The organism is Sulfitobacter sp. M368, from assembly GCF_025141875.1.
Taxonomy (GTDB): domain Bacteria; phylum Pseudomonadota; class Alphaproteobacteria; order Rhodobacterales; family Rhodobacteraceae; genus Sulfitobacter; species Sulfitobacter mediterraneus_A.
Genome location: NZ_CP081113.1, coordinates 2,852,501 through 2,868,518, shown reverse-complemented (window position 1 = coordinate 2,868,518; position 16,018 = coordinate 2,852,501). Strand labels below are relative to the sequence as shown.

The window sequence follows — 16,018 nt, the reverse complement described above, 5'->3', positions numbered from 1 at the left end:
GGAGGGCAGGATATGACAGAACATGCAACGCGGGTGTTGGAGCAACTGAAGGTGCTGCCAGCCTATGCCGATTTGAGCGAAGAGAACTGCACCATCACGCGGCTCGGGGGGCTGACCAATCTGGTACACCGCGTCGATTGTGCGGCGGGCAGTGTGATCGTGCGTATCCCCGGTGATGGCACCGAAGAGTATATCGACCGCGCAGTTGAGATCACCAACGCCCATGCGGCCCATGCCGCGGGGGTGTCACCAGAGGTTCTTTGGGCTGATGCGAAGACCGGCGTGATGATTTCGGTGGCCGTACCGGGCATTACCACCATGACGCCGCAGAATTTCAAAACCATTCCCGGCGCGGCAGAGCGGGCCGGAAAGGCACTGGCCCAATTGCACACTTCGGGTGAGACCTTTGATTTCCGGTTTGAGCTGTTTGCGATGATCGACGACTACCTCAAAATCCTGTCGACCAAGGATGTGGACCTGCCCGATGGCTATCACGATGTGGTCAAGGCGGCTGAACCGGTCAAGGCAGCGCTGGCCGCCCATCCTGCACCGCTTGCCCCCTGCCATTGTGATCCTTTGTCCGAGAATTTTCTCGATGACGGGACAAAGATGTGGATCGTGGATTGGGAATATTCGGGCATGAACGACCCGCTGTGGGATGTGGGGGACCTGTCCGTGGAGGCCGAGATGGACGCGGAGAGAGAGGCAGAGCTACTGCAAGGCTATTTTGGCCGCGCGCCCACGGACGAGGAGATGGGCCGTGTGGTGATCTACAAGGCGATGTGCGATCTGCTGTGGACCCTATGGGGATTGATCCAGCATGCGGATGGCAATGATGCCGAAGATTTCTGGGCCTATGCCACGGGCCGATTTGCACGCTGCCGCGCCTTGATGGACAACCCTGATTTCGACGCGCATGTGGCGGCGGTCGCGGCGCGTTGATCAGCCGGTGATCTGGGCCAGCAACGCCTGATGCAGCTCCGGCGTTGCCGCCGTCACCACCCGGCCGTCGGAACCAAGCGTCAGGGCCGCGCCCTCCCAATCTGTCATCACGCCGCCAGCGGCCTCGATCAGGCTGACCAAGGGCAGATAATCATAAGGCTCCAGCCCAAAATCCACCACCGCATCAATGCGCCCGGCGGCGACCATGGCGTGGGGGTAACAATCATAGGCCATCCGGCGCGTGTGGCCGATCCGGCAAAGCCGCCCGAAAAGGGCAGGGTTATGGGAGAAAATACGCTCCGCCTCGTTGATATAGACCATCGCCTGATCAAGCTGTGTGGTGGACCGGCAATGAATGGGCGTGCCATTGCATTCGGCTGTGCCGCCGCGCAGACCCACAAATGTCTCGCCAAGGGCGGGCATCTGGACCAGGCCCAATTGCGGCACGCCGCCCACCAGATGGCCGATCAACATGCCAAACAGCGGCGATCCGGTGATAAAAGATCGTGTTCCATCAATCGGATCAATGATCCAGCTTGGGCCGTCCAATGATCCGGAGATCCCGTGTTCCTCGCCAAAGATAGCATGATCGGGAAACACCTTCGCCAGTTCCGCACGGATATAGCTTTCGGTCTCGCGATCGGCCACTGTCACCGGGCTGTCATCGGCCTTTTCGATGATGTCCAAAGGCGCACGGAAATACTTCATCGCCACGGCGCTGGCCTCATGCGCGATGCGCACTGCTTCTGACTTGATCATCGGGGTGTCCTTATGTTTGCGGCGTATGGATGGAAATACCCCATCCGGCGCAGGCTTTGCTCAGATCCTCGGGCGGGCGCTGGTCCGTAGCGAGAATATCAACCTGTGTCGGATCACCGATCAGAATCGGGGCTTCCCGGCCAAACTTGCTGGAATCAGCGGCCATGATCCGGGTGCCCGCACGCTGGAGAATCAGCCGTGAAAACTGCGCCTCTTCAAGATCAAACAGCGCGAATCCCTGTCCGGCGGTGATCCCGGCGGAGGACATAACGGCAAAGTCGGTGTTGAAGTTTGCCGCAAAATCCATCGCCGCATGGCCAAAGGCACCGCCGTCATGGCTGCGCAAACGTCCGCCCGCCATATAGACGCAATTGTCATTTCGCATCGCCAGTTTGGATGCCACGTGAATGGAGTTCGTTACAACCGTCAGGCGATGACGCTCGCGCAGGGCATCGGCGATATGGGCCGTGGTGCTGCCGATATCGAGAAACAGCGACGCCCCGTCGGGGATAAGCTTGCACACAGATCGCGCGATGGCCTTTTTGGCGTCGATGTTCTCGCTAAAGCGTTGTTTGAATGTGCCTTCTTCTTGCTGTTCCTGGTCTTGATCCGCGACGTTCAGACGGACGCCGCCGTGCATCTTTTCGACCAAGCCGCCCTCAACCAGAGACCGCAAATTGCGGCGCACGGTTTCGCTGGTGACATTCAACTCTGACGCGATGGCGCCCACCCGCAACGATCCACCCGCACGGCGCAGCGCATCCATGATTTCCTGTTGGCGGTGATTGGCGAGCGGGTCCATGACAGGGCATTTCTTCTAAGGGGACAGGTGACTTTCATTTAGGCATATCACGCCACGTTAAGGCAAGTGAAACAACAAAAAACCTCAAAATCCAACATTTTTTTCCAGATAACCACATTTGTTGTTGCTTTATGTGTTTTTTCAGGGAGATTAAGGGAAGCTCGTGATGCAGAGACAAAAACGCCGCACCGGGCGCAGACCAGCAAGGAGGCTGACGATGACTACATCTAAACTGACGGCTGCGGGACTTGCTCTCGCGCTATCGACCGCGGGCGCATTTGCGGACGTTGAATCTTCTGACCCGATCAAATTGACCACCCATGACTGGACCGGCCAGATCATCACCACGACCCTGATGGGGGAGGTGCTGAAAAAGGCGGGCTATAATGTTGAATATGTGCAGGCCGATTACATCGCGCAATTTGCCGGATTGAAAACCGGCGATCTGCACGTGGCCATGGAAATCTGGGAAACCACCGGCAAAGAGGCCATGGACGAAGCGATTGGCACCGGCAACGTGGTCAGCGCAGGCCCAACCGGCATGAAGGCCATCGAGGAATGGTGGTATCCGGCCTATATGGAAGAACGCTGCCCCGGCTTGCCCGATTGGGAAGCGTTGAACGATTGTGCCAGCGAATTTGCCACAGCCGAAACCGCCCCGATGGGCCGGTATCTGGGCGGTCCCGTCACATGGGGCGGCTTTGATGAAGAGCGGATCGAAGCGCTTGAGATGGATTTCGAAGTGGTTCACGCGGGCACGGATGCCGCGCTATTTGCAGAGCTTGAGGCGGCCTATCAGCGGCAAGATCCGATTGTCCTGTGGATCTATTCCCCACATTGGGCACCGTCCAAATATGACGGCAAATTCGTGGAATTCCCGCCCTATTCGGAAGAATGCTATGCGGACCCATCTGTGGGTCTCAATCCAGATGCCGCCTATGACTGCGGCAAGCCGCGCGGCGAGATCTTCAAGGTGGCCTGGTCCGGCGTGGCCGACAAATGGCCCGGCGCATCCGAGGCGATCAATGATTTCCATATCACCAGTGATGAAATGGGCGCCATGGTTGGCGCGGTCGATCTTGACGGCAAAACCGTTGACGCGGTTGTGGCCGAATGGATGGCCAACAACGAAAGCACCTGGCAGGGTTGGATCAACTAAACCCGCCTGAACTTCTCCGGGGCGGTGCCGCATCGCCCCGGACCAAACACCCCTTTCTCATGTCACAGGATCACGCCGGATGTCGCGTAACGTTATGCTGGATTGCTCTAACGTCTGGAAGCTGTATGGCCCGCAGGCCGATGCCTTTCTGACCGCTCACAACGGGGCGCCAAGTGATGGCGATCTGGCCAAGGCCAAGATGATCGGCGCGGTGCGCGGCGTGGATGTGCAGATCGAAGACGGCGAGATTTTTGTGATCATGGGCCTGTCCGGCTCGGGCAAATCGACGCTGGTGCGTTGTTTGTCGCGATTGGTTGAACCGACCGCCGGGGCGATCAATTTTGAAGGTCAGGATTTGCTGACCATTTCCGAGGCGGATTTGATCGAGATACGTCGCAAGAAGATGGGCATGGTGTTTCAACATTTTGCCCTGTTGCCGCATCTGACAGTCTTGCAAAACGTAGCCTTTCCCTTGGATGTTCAGGGCGTTGACCGCACCACCCGCGAGGCACGCGCGCATGAGATGATCGAAACCGTCGGTCTGAAAGGGCGCGAGGATTATTACCCGCGCCAGCTTTCTGGTGGCCAGCAACAGCGTGTCGGGATCGCCCGATCCTTGGTGACTGAACCCGACCTTTGGTTTCTCGATGAGCCGTTTTCGGCGCTTGATCCCTTGATCCGCCGCGAGATGCAGGACGAGTTTTTGCGCCTGCAATCCATGCTGAAGAAAACCATCGTCTTTATCACCCACGACTTTGACGAGGCGATCCGCCTTGCCGACCGGATTGCGGTGATGAAGGACGGGCGGATCGAACAGACCGCCACCCCTGAGGAATTGATGACCAACCCCGCTACGCCCTACGTGGCCGAGTTCACGCGCCACGTGAACCGTTCCAAGGTGGTCAAGTTACGCTCCATCGCGGTGCCGGTGGACCCGGATGCCACCTATGCCGGTGATCTCCCCGCCCGCATGACCGTGGCCGAAGCGATGGAGCAAATCGATGCCGCCGCGCACCCGTTCAAAGTGGTTGAGGCAGACGGCACGGTGATCGGCGCAGTGGATGCCCAAACCGCGATTTCCGTTATGATCGGGCGCAACGCCAAATGACGGATCAAGTGGCAGATCATCCCCCTCTCAAGGGCGGCAAGGCGCGGTGGCTGACCGGTGGACGGCTGTTCTGGCTGATCCTCTTGGCGGTCACATGGGCCGCTTCAACCTGGTCCTTTGCGCTGTACAAGGCGCTGGATGCCCGTTGGATCGTACGCTTTCCCAAAGCCTACCAGATCTCCGTGGACGACTGGCTGTCGGATTTCACCAAATGGCTGGTGGAGGATCTGAGTTTCGGCTGGTTTACCTTTCGCGATGTCACGCGGTTCATCGCCAGCCTGATTGAAGCGCCCTATAATCTGGTGCGGTCGCTGCTACTGGATGGCTTTGCCAAAGGTCAGGGCCAGCAGGCGGTCGAGATTGTGCCCGCGCTGAGCTGGATCGCGATCATCTTTGTCTTTGTGGCATTGGCCAAATACGCCCGTGGCTGGAAGCTGGCCGCGCTGGTCGGCACCTGTTTTGCCTATCTCGCCATCTTTGGCCAATGGGACAGCGCAATGGTCACGCTGGCATCGGTTCTCATCGCGGTGCCCATCGGGGCGGTGGGTGGTCTTTTGCTTGGCATTGCAGCCTATCGGTCCGCACGGATGGAACGGCTGATGCGGCCGGTTCTGGATCTGATGCAAACAGTGCCGGTGTTTGCCTATCTGGTGCCGATCCTTGTTCTGTTCGGCTTTGGCCCGGTGGCGGCCCTGATTGCGACGGTGATCTATGCCATGCCGCCAATGGTCCGCAACACAACGGTGGCCTTGCAGTCTGTCCCAGAGCAATTGATCGAAGCGGGCAAGATGATGGGCTGCAAACGTCGCCAGTTGATGTGGAAGGTTATGGTGCCTGCGGCGCTGCCGTCGATCATGGTTGGCGTCAATCAGGTGATCATGCTGACTCTGAACATGGTGATCATTGCCTCGATGATCGGGGCAGGGGGGCTGGGCTATGACGTGCTGACCTCGCTGCGCCGCTTGGACATTGGCGGCGGGGTTGAGGCCGGGTTTGCCATTGTGGTCATGGCCATCGCGCTGGACCGGCTCAGCCAGGCTTTTGCCGAACGCCAGTTGCGCCCGCAACCCGACCTGAGCCTGCCTTTGCCAAAGCGTTACCCTTGGGTGACGGCCACAATTGCGGTCATTGTCTGTGCCACGCTGGCCAGCCTGTTCATCCCGTTCTTTCGTGTCTACCCTGCCGAACAAGCGCTGACGACCGGTACGATCTGGGAAACGACGATTGCCTGGATCAATATCAATTTCTTTGATGCCATCGACGCGGTGAAAACCTTTTTGCTGACCTGGCTGTTGCTGCCGGTGAAACAATTCTTTGGCGGCATTCCTTGGCCGGTTGGTGTTGTGGTGACAGGGCTGGCCGCAGGGCGTGCGGGCGGTTGGCGTCTGGGGCTTCTGGCGGCGGCGATGATGCTGTTTATTGCGGCGACAGGCCTGTGGAACAAGGCGATGATCACCATCTACCTGACCTCGGTTGCGGTTCTTTTGGCCAGCGTTATCGGCATTCCCTTGGGCATCTGGGCGGGCCAAAACGCGCGGGCCAACTCGGTCATCGGGGCGATCATCGACACCCTGCAAACCCTGCCCAGTTTTGTCTACCTGATCCCGGTGATCATGTTGTTCCGGGTCGGCGATTTTTCCGCGCTCATTGCCATTGTCCTATATGCGCTGGCCCCCGCCGTGCGCTACGCCGCCCATGGCATCCGCAGCATTGACCCCGAACTGATCGAGGCGGGCAAGGTTGCCGGTTGCACCAATTGGCAATTGCTGCGCCGGATCAAACTGCCACTGGCTGCGCCGTCGCTTTTGCTGGGGCTGAACCAGACCATCATGCTGGCCCTGTCAATGCTGGTGATTACCGCGCTCGTCGGCACCCGTGATCTGGGCCAAGAGGTCTATATCGCGCTGACCAAGGCCAATGTCGGCAAGGGGATCGTCGCCGGACTTGGCGTTGCCTTCCTTGCGATCATTGCAGACCGGGTGGTCAACGCGCTGGCGCGTCAATCACGCGAAAGATTGGGATTGGAATGACTGTATCTGCCGAACTTTTGGCTCGGGTGGGCGCTCTGCCCTGCTTTGATGCTCCGCAAAATATCGAGGCGTTGGGCGGCGGGATCACCAACGTGAACCTCACGGTCGAGGATCAGGGGCGCAAGTTCGTGGTCCGGCTGGGCGATGACATTCTGGAACACGGGGTCATGCGTTGGAACGAGCTGTCGATTGCACGGGCCGCCGCGCAGGCGGGCGTGTCGCCAGCGGTCCATCACTTTGAACAAGGGGTGATGGTGCTGGAATTTGTTGATGCCGCGCCGCTCGCCGCAGAAGACCTGCATGATCCGGCGCTGTTGGTGGACGTGACCAAAATGATCCGCGCCATGCACCGCGATGTTGAGGCACAGGTCACAGGGCCGGTTTTGTCGTTCCATGTGTTTCACATCCTGCGCAGCTATGCTGCGTTTCTGGAAGCCAACGGATCATCCCACCGGCCCCTTCTGCCGGATTTGATGGCGCAGGCCGATCAACTGCAGGCGGCGGTCGGCAAGATCGATCTGGTGCTGGGCCACAATGATCTGTTGCCCGCCAATATTCTGCGCGGTGCGGACCGGCTTTGGCTGATTGACTGGGAATATGGCGGGTTCAACACGCCCCTGTTTGATCTGGGCGGTCTGGCCACCAACGCCGGACTTGAGCCAGAGGCAGAGGCGCTGATGCTGCGCAGCTACTTTGACGCCGCGCCCGATGCCGATCTGATGCGGCGCTATGGTGCGATGAAATGCGCCTCCCTGCTGCGCGAAACCATGTGGAGCATGGTGTCCGAAATCACCTCAGCGCTGGAGTTCGACTATGCCAGCTATTCCAAAGAAAACCTGTCCAATTACCGACAGGCCTATGCCACCCAATTCCCTGCAAGAGGCCAATCATGAGTGACTTTCCAAAAACGGCGCAGGCCGTCATCGTTGGCGGCGGCATTGTCGGCTGTTCCACGGCGTATCATCTGGCCAAGCTTGGCTGGGAGGTGGTTCTGCTGGAACGCAAAAAGCTGACCTCCGGCACCACATTTCACGCGGCGGGCCTTGTCGGTCAGTTGCGCTCCAGCGCGAATATCACCCAGTTGCTGGGCTATTCGGTGGATTTGTACAAAACGCTGGAGGCCGAAACCGGCCTTGGCACGGGCTGGAAGATGAACGGCGGTCTGCGGCTGGCCTGTAACGAGGAACGCTGGACCGAGGTCAAGCGGCAGGCGACCACCGCGCATTCCTTTGGTCTGGACATGCAACTTCTGACCGCGAAAGAGGCGCAGGATCTGTGGCCGTTGATGCAGGTCGATGACGTGATCGGCGCGGCCTACCTGCCCACGGACGGGCAGGCCAACCCGTCCGACATCACCCAAGCCTTGGCAAAAGGCGCCCGGATGGCCGGTGCGCGGATCTTTGAAGACACCAAGGTTTTGTCCGTGGATGTTGAAGGCGGCGTGATCAAAGGCGTCGAGACCGACAAGGGCCGGATCGACACGCCCATTGTGATCGCCTGTGCCGGCCAATGGACCCGCACCTTTGCCAAATCGGTAGGGGTCAATGTGCCCCTTGTCCCGATGGAGCATCAATACATGGTCACGGAACGGATCGAGGGAGTGACACCCGATCTGCCAACCCTGCGTGATCCGGACCGCTTGACCTATTACAAAGAAGACGTCGGCGGATTGGTCATGGGCGGTTATGAGCCGAACCCGAAACCATGGGCCGTGGACGGCATTCCCAAGGATTTCCATTATACCCTGCTCGACAGTGATTTTGACCATTTTGAGCAGATGATTGAATTGTCATTGGGCCGGGTGCCCGCCCTGCAAACCGCAGGGGTCAAGCAACTGGTGAACGGGCCGGAAAGCTTTACCCCAGATGGCAACTTCATTCTGGGCGAAGCGCCGGAGCTGAAAAACTTTTTTGTTGGCGCTGGCTTCAACGCCTACGGCATTGCCGCCGGTGGTGGCGCAGGCATGGCCCTGGCCGAATGGGTCGCCAAGGGCGAGCCGCCCTATGATCTGTGGCCCGTGGACATCCGCCGCTTTGGTCGCCCGCATTTTGACGACGATTGGATCCGCACCCGCACGGTTGAGGCCTATGGCAAACACTACACAATGGCATGGCCGTCCGAAGAACATGACAGTGGACGCCCTTGCCGCAAATCCCCGCTCTATGAACATCTCAAGGCCAAGGGCGCGGTGTTTGGCGAAAAGCTGGGTTGGGAACGGCCCAACTGGTTTGCCGATACTGCGGCAGGCGAGGCGCAGAAAGACATCTACAGTTTCCAGCGCCCCAATTGGCACGATGCGGTGGGCCGCGAACACAAGGCAGCCCGAGAGGCAGCGGTGCTGTTTGACCAAACCTCCTTTGCCAAGTTCACCCTCAAAGGCCCGGACGCAGAGGCGGCTTTGGGCTGGATCGCGGCCAACAACGTGGCGCGGCCGGTTGGATCGCTGATCTACACACAAATGCTGAACGATCGCGGCGGGATCGAATGTGACCTGACCGTGGTGCGCATGGCGCAGGATGAATATTACATCGTCACCGGCACCGGTTATGCCACCCATGACTTTGACTGGATTTCGCGCAACATTCCTGCAGGCATGAACGCGCAGCTGTTCGATATCACCTCATCCAATGCTGTTCTGTCTCTTATGGGGCCAAGGGCGCGGGATATCCTTGCGGCGGTCACCCGCGATGATGTCAGCAACGATGCGTTCCGCTTTGGCACGGCCAAGACAATCGGCATAGCGGGATGTCCGGTGAATGCCCTGCGTGTGACATATGTCGGTGAGCTGGGGTGGGAGCTGCATCTGCCTGTTGAATATGCCACCACGGTTTATGAGGCATTGCACAAGGCGGGCGCGGAACATGGCCTTGTCGATGCAGGCTACCGCGCGATTGAAACCCTGCGGTTGGAAAAAGGCTACCGCGCATGGCCGTCGGACATTGGTCCTGATCACACACCGGACGAGGCCGGTCTGGGTTGGGCGGTAAAGATGAAACAGAATATCGATTTCAAAGGCCGCGCGGCGGTTGAGGCGCAGCGGGCCGGACAGTTGCGCAAGATCCTCGCGACCTTCACCACCGATCCCGATGTGATCCTGTCTGGCCGCGAGACGATCTATCGCGACGGCGTGCGGGTCGGCTATCTCAGCTCAGGCGGCTTTGGGCATCACGTGAACAAATCCATTGGCATGGGCTACGTGCGCATGGATGGCGGTTTGACGGCCGAAGATGTGATGGCCGGAGACTATGAGCTGGAGGTGGCCACAGAACGTGTCAAAGCCGAAGTCAGCCTAGCGCCGCTTTATGATCCCAGAATGGAGCGTGTCAAAGCATGACATCGGTTCGCGCCCTTTGAAGGTGGGCGCGATCCGAAAAAGGGGCATGTCGCACGGGTTGGTCACCCGCGCGGATGCCCCTTTTTCACGGCAGGTTCTCTGCCACGTGAATGTTGATCGGGCTGGGGATGAATGCGGGAAGCTCATCGGCCAAAACCGCGCGAATTGCCTTGCGACCCATATCAACGGTGTCATGAGAGATCACAAACCGGAAAAGCCCGCTGTGCAGGGCTTCGCGGCTGAAGGGTGTCACCTCATGCCCGATGATCACCGGCGCGGGGTCAAACGATTGCGCAAATGTGGCCAGGCCACCGGGCTGGCTGCCACCGGCGATATAGATACCGGCCAGATCGGGATGGGCCTGAGCGAGATCTTTCATAATGGTCGCCGACCGCGTGGGGTCTTGGCCAAAAGGCGGCGTGGTCGTCACGGCTTGACCCGGGCGCAACGCAGCGCAGATCTGCCCAAACCCTGCTTGCCGGTCCAGAAAGTGCCGAAACTGGAAGTTGCTGAGCATGACCGCAAGGGTGCCTGTCCTGTCGCCAAGCGCGCCCAGCATCAGCCGCCCTGCGGTGCGTCCCGCCGCAAGGTTGTCTTGACCGATATAAGCGGTGCGTTTGGCGCGGGGCGTATCAGATACAAAGGTCAGCACTTTGATGCCGCGCCTTTGCAGCGCCTCAAGGGCGGCTTCAACCTCGGGCGCTTCGACGCCCACGGCGATTACGGCGGCAATATCCGATTTCACCCGGCGCAACTGACCCGACAGGGTATCGGAATCATAGGGATCAAATTCGCGGAAACGGATGGTCAGATTGGTGTATTTGAACAGGTCAATCGCGGCCTCAAGACCATCGCGCAGCACCTTGAAAAACGGGTTAGGCCCGACGGGCACAAAAACCTCGACCCCCGCAGGCTGCGCGGCCACGCGCGAGGTCAGGACATCCGGGGCATACCCCAACTCCTTAAGCGCGGCCTCGACCTTGGATTTGGTGCTGGATTTGACACCGGGCCTTGCATTGAGAACCCGGTCAATGGTTGCACGGGACAACCCTGTCAGCCTGATAACGTCCCCGATGCGAGCGCGTTTTCTGGTCACAACGATCCTTTGCAGCCGGTGCGATACAATGCAGAGTAGACGTGCACAGCTTCTGCTTGCAGGTTCTGATTGCCCTTTCAAACTACCATGGATTGAACAAATTGCGAGTGTCATATTTTTGAGGCAATTGTTTCATGTTTTTGACGTAATCCATTCTTTTCCTTGCGAAAAGTTTTTTACCTCCGTAGACAGTGCATACTTGAATTCGGAAAGGAAAATGTGATGGTGACCCGCAAGCCGGACGATCCGGCGGATGAGGTGCCTTCGGTCGTAGATCTGATTGCATTCAAATCGCAACGCATTTCCCTCTACAGCCACGCGCTTGAGGCGCAGCGTCAGGCGACCGCCGACAACAATGGCGATCCGGAGACAAAGTTTCATCCGCTGCTCTCTACCGAAGGCTTGATGCTGGCGTCGAAACTGATCGAAGATGTTGCCTATTCCTTTGCGACGCGGATTCCCGAACAGGAGGTCATTGGCCTGTTGTCGCTTTCTGCCAAGATCGAACACGAGATGCACCGGCTTGATGGTCTGGACTTGAGCCAGCGGTAGGATCACGAGGCCATAGTTGCATCCCTTTGATTTTGACTGATGATGGCGCTGGCCGTTCCCAGATTTCAAAGGCACATCATGAATTCCAAAAATCACCACAAAGGTAAACTGTTGTCCTCGCGCATCGAAGGGTTGCGTGATCTTGCGCCGCAAGATCGCTTGAACCGGGTGGGAGCAGCAGCCGGATTGGGGGCTGCGGACATCGAGGCATTGTCCGGGGCAGGGGTGCTTGATCCCGGTACGGCGGATGCAATGATCGAGAATGTGATCGGGACATTCGAACTGCCCATGGGCGTGGCGACTAATTTTATCGTGAACGGCCGCGAGGTTCTGGTGCCAATGGCGGTGGAAGAGCCGTCTGTGGTGGCTGCGGCCTCCCATATGGCCAAGATCGCCCGATCCTGCGGCGGCTTTATCGTTCAGAGCACCGCGCCGATCATGCGGGCGCAAATCCAGATCCTTGAACTGGGTGACGTTGCAAAGGCTCGTGCGCAGCTTCTGTCGCAGGAGGCGGCACTGGTGGCGCAGGCCAATGCCTGCGATCCGGTGCTGGTGGAATTGGGCGGCGGATGCCGGGGCATTGAGGTGCATATCTTTGAAACCTCGCCCATCGGCCCGATGGCGGTGCTGCACCTGCTGGTCGATGTGCGTGATGCGATGGGGGCAAATGCTGTCAACTCGATGGCGGAAACCCTTGCGCCGATGGTCGAAGAGATCACGGGCGGCAAGGTGCGGCTGCGGATATTGTCCAACCTTGCCGACAAACGGCTGGTCAATGCGCGGGTAGAACTGCCTTTTGCAGCCTTGGACACCAAGACGCTGAATGGGCGCGATGTGGCGCAGGGCATTGTGGAGGCCTGCACGCTGGCACTGATCGACCCCTACCGCGCGGCGACCCACAACAAGGGGATCATGAACGGCATTGATCCGGTGGTTCTGGCAACCGGCAATGACTGGCGAGCGATCGAGGCGGGCGCACATGCCTTTGCGGCGCGATCTGGCCAGTACCGTGCTTTAACCACTTGGGAACTGGCGGATGGCGATACTTTGGTTGGAACGCTGGAGATGCCGATGGCCGTGGGCATTGTCGGCGGCGCGACCCGCACCCATCCGGCAGCGCAGGCGGCGCTGCGGTTGATGAATATATCCTCTGCGCAGGAATTGGGCGAGATCTGCGCGGCGGTGGGGCTGGCGCAGAACATGGCCGCGCTCAAGGCGCTGGCGACCGAAGGCATTCAAAAGGGGCATATGGCACTGCATGCCCGAAATATCGCCATCACTGCTGGCGCCAAAGGGCCGGATGTGGAGAGGGTCGCCAGGATGTTGGTGCACAACGGTGAGATCAACGTCACTGCGGCCAAAGCCATTCTGGCCGCAGGTTGATTGTTCTGCCCTAGCTTGCCTCGGCGGCGTAAACCTCAGCAGGCATCGCGGCGCGGTCAAATTCGACAAAGAAGGTCGTGCCCTTGTCCGGGTTCGGAACATAATCGATTGTGCCACCATGGGCCTCGACGATCTTTTTGGAGATGTTCATCCCCAAACCTGTACCACCTGCGCGGCGTTGATCGGAGGAATCAAGCTGGCTAAAGCGGTCAAAGACCTTTTCCTTGTCTGCAGTTGCCAGGCCAATCCCCTGATCACGTACCAAAATGCGCAGTTTGTCATCCGTGGCGACCATGGAAATTTCAACTTCACCGCCCTCGAACGAGAATTTCGCCGCGTTGGACATGATGTTGGTCACAACCTGTTCCAATCGCGCTTCGTCTGCGCTCACATAGACATCGTCCGGCATATCGCCCAGGACGTAACGCACATTCAGACCATCTGCATAAGGTTCCAGCGAGGCCACACAGCGGCGGATCACAGTATCGGCTTTGACGGTTTCAAATGAGAACGACATCTTGCCCGACTCAATCTGTTGCAGGTCCAGAAGTTCGGCAATCAAGGCATGCAGCCGTGACGCGTTGCGCTGGGCGATGCCCAAGGCGTTTTGCAATTTGTCAGGCATCGGGCCAAGCGCACCTGCACATGCCAGATCAAGCGAGCCTTTGACCGAGGTCAGAGGTGTGCGCAATTCGTGGCTGATGGTGGCCAGAAACTCGGACTTCGACCGCAGGGCGTTCTTGGTGGTCTCATGTTCGATCTGCAGCTTTTGCAGCTGCTGGCGGTTGCGCTCGTAGAACTTCATATAGATGCGCGAGCAATCAATGATGAAATAGACCACAAAGATACTGGTAAAGAACTGCGCCCACAGTTCGGAATGCAAAGGTGCGCTGGTCTGCCAGATATCCCAGACCGGGATAAACAGGAACGTCACACCATAAATCAACAGGCGCATCACGATCAGTGACAGGATCTGGTGGTTGTTCATCGCGGCGAAAAGCGCGGCCGCGAACAAGAAGAACAGCGGCATGAAATGGGTGGTTGGACCCTGAGCCAAAGAAATGGACAGGGCAAAAAATGCGATAATGCCGGCGCTGACCACTGTGCCGATCTGGACCAGCATCAGGCAGGTGAAGGCCTCGCGGTCACTGGAATAGTCATTGAGCTGCATGATCCGGCGAAAGCACATGAAATCGAAGATCTCTGATGCGATCACAAGGCACAGGGTAAAGGCGGCCATCAGGGGGCTGTAGTAATATGCCTCCAGCAAAAGTGCAGAGCCAAAAATCGCCTGACGCTGCCAAAACAGACCCAGACCAGCCTTGGCATAATCCTTCAGCTGATAGGTCAGCATTTCTGCAACCCCATCCTGGTGTTGCTGATCTGATATTTGCCCGCTCTCGTACATTGTTGTGAGCCATTCTGTTGTTTCAGAGCTGCAGACACAAAAATGGTTCTGCACATACCACTTAGCAACTAGACAAACACCAAAGTAAGGTGCAATTGTGGCGTGAATGGGGTCATTGCACTCAACCTAAAGATGTTTGAGCGAAGACGGGGCGACATTAGGCGTGACTGCGGAGAAGCGGATAACTCAATATTCTAAGGCTCAAAGGGTCTTTCCCGATCTTGCGCGGCCGGAGTTGCCAATTGCATCGGGCACGTTTTCGGCACAATTGCCGGAGCCTGCACGCGGTGCGCGGCTGGGTGAGGGGCCGGTCATCGTGGATGGCCATGTCCGGGCCAGCACCATATCGATTCACAATCTGCATCTGCATGGCGAATTGTTCACCAGCTATCTGCGGGCCCGGCATGAGACTTTCATCGTGGGTCGTGGCTGGAAACTGCCCGAGGTCGACGGGATGGAATTTGACCAGTACGACACCCCGCTCAGCCGCTGTGTGGTTTTGCATGAATATGGTGAGATCCTCGCGGGCATCCGGCTGACCCCGACCACCGCCCGTTGTGGCGCCTATACCTATATGATCCGCGACGCGCAGTTGGGGATGTTGCCCGATATTCCGTCGGACCTTCTGTTTATGGAAGCGCCGGTCAAGGAACACATCTGGGAGGCCACACGTTTGTTTGTCTCTCACAACGTCAGCTCTGACCGCCGGCTGAAGATCCAGACAATCTTGATGCAGCAGATGGCCCTCTCCGCGCAGGAGCTTGGCATATCGCATATCATCGGGATTGTTCCGGCGGTGTTCCAACGCTGGATGAAGCGGATCGGGATGAGCGCGTTTCCGGTCGGTCCACTGTTGAGCATCGAAGGCGACCGGACCCAAGCCGCAATGATGCGGGTCGGCGTGCGCTCCAACTAGACGGCCTGCGCGTCCGCGCCGCTCACTCTTTACTATAGTATAAAGACCAGTGGTTTTGCTGGGGCGCGGCTGGCACGAACCTGTCGGCGGCCCGCCACTGTAAGGGCCATTCCTCCTATACATGGTCATCCAGCTCATCCGGCTCTTGGGGCAGGGGGGCACCGTATTCGCACTTAAGGGAATCAAGTTTGGGCCATCTGGCGGGATTCGGGCTGCGCCGCGGGGTGAGTCTGGGGGATTTGAACGTGAGTCTCCTCTCAAAAAGGGCATATCCCTGTGGATAACCTCAAAGGGGCCGCTAGCAGACCCATTCCTCCCCTAGGGTAAAGCCGCAAATCTTCTTGGATCAGCGGGTTTTTGCGCGAGAGTTTGGACGTAAGTAATTGAAATTATACACTTCTGATGAAATTTCGCAAAAACTTCATTTTTCTTGTAAAAAGCGCTTGCGGGTTTTGATCCATAACCTTAGAACCCCCCTTACCGGACGAGCGGTGACGCTCAAACGGGGCGCTGGACGGGCCAGACGGAA

General features: G+C 58.3%; 13 protein-coding genes. 9 read left to right on the top strand and 4 right to left on the bottom strand.

All coding sequences use genetic code 11. From position 1 onward, the window contains the following. The first annotated feature begins 12 nt into the window (after positions 1-12). A complete protein-coding gene (locus K3754_RS14320) occupies positions 13-942 on the top strand; it encodes a choline/ethanolamine kinase family protein (protein WP_259938158.1) in 930 nt (309 codons plus the stop codon). Here K3754_RS14320 and K3754_RS14315 read toward each other — a convergent pair whose 3' ends face one another. Together K3754_RS14315 and K3754_RS14310 are read right to left on the bottom strand one after the other, a co-directional pair. After that, positions 943-1,701: an inositol monophosphatase family protein gene (locus K3754_RS14315; protein ID WP_259938157.1), complete on the bottom strand. Its 759-nt coding sequence runs from the start codon at positions 1,699-1,701 to the stop codon at positions 943-945. It abuts the gene before it with no gap. Positions 1,702-1,711: 10 nt separating this feature from the next. Beyond that, positions 1,712-2,503, bottom strand: coding sequence for a DeoR/GlpR family DNA-binding transcription regulator (locus tag K3754_RS14310; RefSeq protein ID WP_259938155.1), 792 nt, complete (start codon positions 2,501-2,503; stop codon positions 1,712-1,714). A 217-nt stretch (positions 2,504-2,720) separates the two neighbouring features. On the opposite strand from K3754_RS14310, the gene K3754_RS14305 reads away from it, so the two are divergent. The 5 genes from K3754_RS14305 (at position 2,721) to K3754_RS14285 (ending at position 10,134) form a co-directional block, all read left to right on the top strand. Beyond that, on the top strand, positions 2,721-3,662 hold the full coding sequence (locus K3754_RS14305; protein WP_259938154.1) for an ABC transporter substrate-binding protein: 942 nt from the start codon (positions 2,721-2,723) through the stop codon (positions 3,660-3,662). 79 nt (positions 3,663-3,741) lie between these two features. Then, entirely contained in the window at positions 3,742-4,770 is a 1,029-nt protein-coding gene (locus tag K3754_RS14300; protein ID WP_203210466.1) for a glycine betaine/L-proline ABC transporter ATP-binding protein, read from the top strand. After that, entirely contained in the window at positions 4,767-6,800 is a 2,034-nt protein-coding gene (locus K3754_RS14295) for a proline/glycine betaine ABC transporter permease (protein WP_259938153.1), read from the top strand. The genes K3754_RS14300 and K3754_RS14295 overlap by 4 nt, the downstream gene beginning before the upstream one ends. After that, a complete protein-coding gene (locus K3754_RS14290; RefSeq protein WP_203210468.1) occupies positions 6,797-7,693 on the top strand; it encodes a phosphotransferase in 897 nt (298 codons plus the stop codon). The genes K3754_RS14295 and K3754_RS14290 overlap by 4 nt, the downstream gene beginning before the upstream one ends. Next, entirely contained in the window at positions 7,690-10,134 is a 2,445-nt protein-coding gene (locus K3754_RS14285) for an FAD-dependent oxidoreductase (protein WP_259938152.1), read from the top strand. The genes K3754_RS14290 and K3754_RS14285 overlap by 4 nt, the downstream gene beginning before the upstream one ends. Positions 10,135-10,219: 85 nt before the next feature. Here the strand turns inward: K3754_RS14285 and K3754_RS14280 are convergent, their stop codons facing one another. Further along, positions 10,220-11,230 carry a LacI family DNA-binding transcriptional regulator gene (locus K3754_RS14280; protein WP_259938151.1) on the bottom strand — a complete coding sequence of 337 codons (1,011 nt, stop codon included), beginning with the start codon at positions 11,228-11,230 and terminating at the stop codon, positions 10,220-10,222. Between the two features lie 222 nt (positions 11,231-11,452). Between K3754_RS14280 and K3754_RS14275 the strand changes: the two genes are divergently transcribed. Together K3754_RS14275 and K3754_RS14270 are read left to right on the top strand one after the other, a co-directional pair. Next, positions 11,453-11,782, top strand: a complete 330-nt coding sequence (locus K3754_RS14275; protein ID WP_259938150.1) for a hypothetical protein — start codon at positions 11,453-11,455, stop codon at positions 11,780-11,782. 78 nt (positions 11,783-11,860) lie between these two features. Then, on the top strand, positions 11,861-13,165 hold the full coding sequence (locus K3754_RS14270; protein WP_259938149.1) for a hydroxymethylglutaryl-CoA reductase, degradative: 1,305 nt from the start codon (positions 11,861-11,863) through the stop codon (positions 13,163-13,165). Positions 13,166-13,175: 10 nt separating this feature from the next. Here K3754_RS14270 and K3754_RS14265 read toward each other — a convergent pair whose 3' ends face one another. Beyond that, positions 13,176-14,519: a cell wall metabolism sensor histidine kinase WalK gene (locus K3754_RS14265; protein ID WP_203210473.1), complete on the bottom strand. Its 1,344-nt coding sequence runs from the start codon at positions 14,517-14,519 to the stop codon at positions 13,176-13,178. Between the two features lie 289 nt (positions 14,520-14,808). On the opposite strand from K3754_RS14265, the gene K3754_RS14260 reads away from it, so the two are divergent. Then, complete coding sequence (locus tag K3754_RS14260) at positions 14,809-15,489, top strand: acyl-homoserine-lactone synthase (protein WP_238936786.1); 681 nt, start codon at positions 14,809-14,811, stop codon at positions 15,487-15,489. Positions 15,490-16,018: the final 529 nt, after the last annotated feature.

Excerpts from the sequence above, each read along its gene's own strand:
- K3754_RS14320 (WP_259938158.1), top strand. The coding sequence starts at position 13 with ATGACAGAACATGCAACGCGGGTGTTGGAGCAACTGAAGGTGCTGCCA.
- K3754_RS14315 (WP_259938157.1), bottom strand. The coding sequence starts at position 1,701 with ATGATCAAGTCAGAAGCAGTGCGCATCGCGCATGAGGCCAGCGCCGTG.
- K3754_RS14310 (WP_259938155.1), bottom strand. The coding sequence starts at position 2,503 with ATGGACCCGCTCGCCAATCACCGCCAACAGGAAATCATGGATGCGCTG.
- K3754_RS14305 (WP_259938154.1), top strand. The coding sequence starts at position 2,721 with ATGACTACATCTAAACTGACGGCTGCGGGACTTGCTCTCGCGCTATCG.
- K3754_RS14300 (WP_203210466.1), top strand. The coding sequence starts at position 3,742 with ATGTCGCGTAACGTTATGCTGGATTGCTCTAACGTCTGGAAGCTGTAT.
- K3754_RS14295 (WP_259938153.1), top strand. The coding sequence starts at position 4,767 with ATGACGGATCAAGTGGCAGATCATCCCCCTCTCAAGGGCGGCAAGGCG.
- K3754_RS14290 (WP_203210468.1), top strand. The coding sequence starts at position 6,797 with ATGACTGTATCTGCCGAACTTTTGGCTCGGGTGGGCGCTCTGCCCTGC.
- K3754_RS14285 (WP_259938152.1), top strand. The coding sequence starts at position 7,690 with ATGAGTGACTTTCCAAAAACGGCGCAGGCCGTCATCGTTGGCGGCGGC.
- K3754_RS14275 (WP_259938150.1), top strand. The coding sequence starts at position 11,453 with ATGGTGACCCGCAAGCCGGACGATCCGGCGGATGAGGTGCCTTCGGTC.
- K3754_RS14270 (WP_259938149.1), top strand. The coding sequence starts at position 11,861 with ATGAATTCCAAAAATCACCACAAAGGTAAACTGTTGTCCTCGCGCATC.
- K3754_RS14265 (WP_203210473.1), bottom strand. The coding sequence starts at position 14,519 with ATGCTGACCTATCAGCTGAAGGATTATGCCAAGGCTGGTCTGGGTCTG.